Annotated in this window: 1 protein-coding gene; it reads right to left on the minus strand. The window is 63.1% G+C overall.

Annotated elements, in window-relative coordinates:
- The coding region (locus WLY71_RS29895; protein ID WP_347806442.1) for an amino acid adenylation domain-containing protein at positions 1–4,162 on the minus strand (4,162 nt) is incomplete at both ends.

The raw sequence follows: 4,162 nt of genomic DNA on the forward strand, positions 1-4,162 counted from the left end.
GTACAGGCGCAGGTTGGCGATCGGCTTGCCGATTGGCACGATCAGGTCGTCCACCGAACAGCGCCATACCGAGACGTCGATGGCCGCTTCGGTCGGGCCATAGAGGTTGACCAGTGCCGCCGGGTGTTGAGTCATGAAACGCCGCACCAGGTCCACCGGCAGGGCTTCGCCGCTGGCGAACACCTGACGCAGGCTGCGGCAGTTGACCAGGCTCGGCTCTTCGACAAAGGCGCGCAGCATCGACGGCACGAAGTGCAGGGTGGTGACCTGCTCTTGCTGGATCAATTGGCTGAGGTACGCCGGGTCACGATGGCCGTCCGGGCGAGCGACCACCAGGGTGGCGCCAGTGATCAGCGGCCAGAAGAATTCCCATACCGACACGTCGAAGCTGTACGGGGTTTTCTGCAAGACGCGGTCGTTCGGGCCAATCGGGAAGGCGTCTTGCATCCAGTGCAGACGGTTCATCAAGGCGCCGTGTTCGTTCATCACGCCTTTCGGTTGGCCGGTGGAGCCGGAGGTGTAGAGCACGTAGGCCAGGTCGCTCGGGCTGACGCTGATCGGTTCACCGCTTTCTGCTTTTGGCAACGTATCCAGCGTCCAGGCGTTGTGCCCGACCGGCAAACGCGCCAGCCACTGCGCTTGGGTCAAGGTGACCTGAGCATCAGCATCCGCAATCAGGAACGCCAACCGCGTAGCCGGCAATTCCGGATCCAGCGGCAACCACGCCGCGCCGGCATGCACGATACCGAGCAAGGCCACGACCATTTCCACGGAGCGCTCCATGCACACCGGCACGATGGCACCGCTGCCAATACCGGCAGCGCGCAAGGCGCGGGCTACGGTTTGCGCGCGTTGATCGAGTTCTGCGTAACTCAGACGCTGGCCTTCGAACACCAGCGCCGGGGCGTTGGGGCTGAGGGCCACTTGTTGGGTCAGGGCCGTGTGCAGGTTGGTCGGGCCGCTGTAGTCGCGTTCGGTCGCGTTCCACTCGACCAACTGGCGTTGACGCTCCGGCACCGTCAACGGTGACCAGTCGCCAAGGCGGGCCTGGGGAGCATCGAGCATTATTTCGAGCAATTGTTGCCATTGCGCCAACCAACGTCGGGCCGTGGTTTCGCTGAACAGCGCGGCACGGTATTCGAGCAACACCGACAGCACCTCGCCGTCATGCACTTCCCAGTTCAGATCGAACTTGGTCGCCTGAGCGGTTACCGCTCGTTCGCGGACCTGCAATTGTGGCCAGTGACTGGCCGAAGTGTCGGCGTTCTGCATCACGAACAACACCTGGAACAGCGGCGTCTGGCCGAGGCTTCGCTCCGGCGCCAAGTGCTCAACGACCTGGTCGAACGGCACGTCCTGATGCTGCTGGGCGTCCAGCACGTTATTGCGCACCTGGCTCAACAACCCTTCGAAATTCAGCGCTGGGTCGAGGTCTGCGCGCATCACCAGTGTGTTAACGAAGCAACCGATCAGCGGCTGCAGTTCAGCCAGCGGACGCTGGGCCACTGGGCTGCCGATCCGCACGTCGCGTTGGTTGGCGTAACGTCCCAACAACAACTGCGCCGCACTGAGCATCAACATGTACAGGGTGGCGCCGCGTTGCTGGGCGAACTGACGCAAGCGTCCCACCAGTTGTGGCGGCAGTTGCAGCTGCACCGCGCCTGCGGTCGGTTCGAGCAGGTTTGGACGACCCTGTTCGGTGGGTAGATCCAGCAGGTAGTTGCCGTCTTCCAGCTGGGTGTGCCAGTAGTCGAGTTGGCTGCGGAACAGTGTTTGTTGCCCTGATTCACGCTGCCAGAGTGCGTAATCCGGGTATTGCAGGGCCAGGTTCGGCAGTGCAGCGACGGTGCCTTGGCACTGGGCCGCGTAGAACTGCGCCAGTTCATCCAGCAGGTTCTGGCTGGACGCATCGTCGGTGGCGCAGTGATGGACGGTCAGCAACAGCAACGCCTGGGCGCGAGCGCTGCGTTGTATCAGCGTGGCGCGGATCGGCACTTGGCTGGCAAGGTCGAAACGGTGCCCGGTTTCGGCGTGGATGGCCTCGTCGGTCAGCTGTTGCCAGGTATCGTCAGTCGCCGCATCCAGCGCTGCCACGCGCAAGGTGAGGTTGACCTGCGGTTCGATGATCAGCGCCAACTCGCCATCGGTCTCACGCACGATACGGCTGCGCAGGATTTCGTGGCGTTGAACCACGCTGTTCAGGGCCGACTGCAAGGCCTGGGTGTTCAGCTCGCCGTCGAACTGCACGGCGCTGACCACGTTGTATTCGCCACCGCCAGCACTCAATTGTTCGAGGAACCACAAGCGTTGCTGTTCGAACGACAACGGCAAACGGGCGGGACGTGCCACCGGGATGAATGTTGCCTCGGGGGCTTGCAGCGGCTCACCCAACAGGGCTGCCAGCGCATCAAGGGTCGGGTGTTCGAACACTGCACGCAGCGGCGGAACCGTGGTGAACTGTTGGCGCAGACGGGCAAACAGCACCGCCGCCAACAGCGAATGACCACCGAGGTAGAAGAAATGACTGTCGCGACCAATCTGGGTCAGCGGCACGTTCAACAGTTCGGACCACAGGGCGGCGAGTTGTTGTTCGGCGACAGTGCGCGGTGGGTCCTGGGCGTCGGGTTTAGTCTGAATGTCCGGTGCAGGCAGGGCCTTGCGGTTGAGTTTGCCGTTGTCGGTCAGCGGCAACTCATCGAGCAGCACAAACGCCGACGGCACCATGTAGTCGGGCAGGGCGGCGCCGATGGTTTTGCGCCAGGCGTTGATGTCGGCCTGCTGATCGCAGGTGACGTAAGCCACCAGACGCTTGTCGCCGGGCACGTCTTCACGGGCCAATACCACCGCCTGACGCACCCCCGGTTGGGCGCCGATCAGCGCTTCGATTTCACCCAGTTCGACACGGAAACCACGGATTTTCACCTGATGGTCCATGCGCCCCAGGTATTCGAGTTGGCCGTCAGGGAGCCAGCGCACCAGGTCACCGGACTTGTACATCCGCGCACCCGCCAGCGGCGAGAACGGGTCGTCGATGAACACCTTCGCGGTCTGTTCGGTGCGATTGAGGTAGCCCAGGGTCACGCCGGCACCGCCGATGTGCAGTTCCCCCGGTACGCCGACCGGCATCGGATTGAGGAAGGCATCGAGTACGTACGTGCGCACGTTGGCGATTGGCCGCCCGATGATCGGACGCTGCGGGAAATCGTCGACGGCGCAACCGGTCGCATCAACCGTGCATTCGGTCGGACCGTAGGTGTTGAAGAAGCGGCTGCCGGCAATCGACGGCAGACGCTGCCAAAGCTGCGCATCCACCGCATCGCCACCAAACAGAACGAAGCGCGGCAAATACACTTCGCCACGACGCACGCCGTCACTTTCGAGCAGGGCCTTGAGCTGCGCCGGAGTGCATTCGAAGGCTTCCAGGCGGGTTTCGCGGAAAAACTGCGCCAGGGCCTCGGGGTCGTAGCGCACGTCTTCCGGAGTCAGGTACAGGCTATGGCCGTCGAGCAGCAAGATGAGCTCGGCCACCGAACTGTCGAAGGCAAACGAGTAGTTGAAACTGGTGCGCATCGGCTGATCGGTATAGCGGCGATACAAGCCATGGATGCGCGCCCAGGCCAGGTTGACCACCGAGCCGTTGGTAACCAGCGTGCCCTTGGGCTTACCGGTCGAACCGGAGGTGTACATGATGTAGGCCAGGTCATCGGGACCGGCCAGTGGCGTGAGGTTGCTGTCCGGCTGATCGGCGAACAAGGCCGCGTCACTGTCCAGCCGCAGACGCGGCAGTTCGGCGCCCAACTGTTCCATCAAGCCTTGCTGGCCGAGGAACAACGCCGGTTGCGCGTCTTCGAGCATGTACGCCAGACGATCCACCGGGTAGGTCGGGTCCAGCGGCACATAGGCGCCACCTGCTTTTAGAATGCCGAGCAATCCGATCAACAACTCCAGCGAACGCTCGACACACAGCGCCACCGGACGATTTGCGACCACACCGCGACTGCGCAGGTAATGCGCCACCTGGTTGGCCCGGCGGTTCAGTTCGCCGTAGCTCAGGCTGCGACCTTCGAAACACAGCGCGTCACGATCCGGGGTGCGCTCGGCCTGCTGTTCAAACAGCTGGGCGAAGGTCAGGTGCTGTGGCACCTCCATCTCGGTGCGGTTC

Origin of the sequence: Pseudomonas rossensis, assembly GCF_039888995.1 — a bacterium.
Lineage (GTDB): Bacteria > Pseudomonadota > Gammaproteobacteria > Pseudomonadales > Pseudomonadaceae > Aquipseudomonas > Aquipseudomonas rossensis.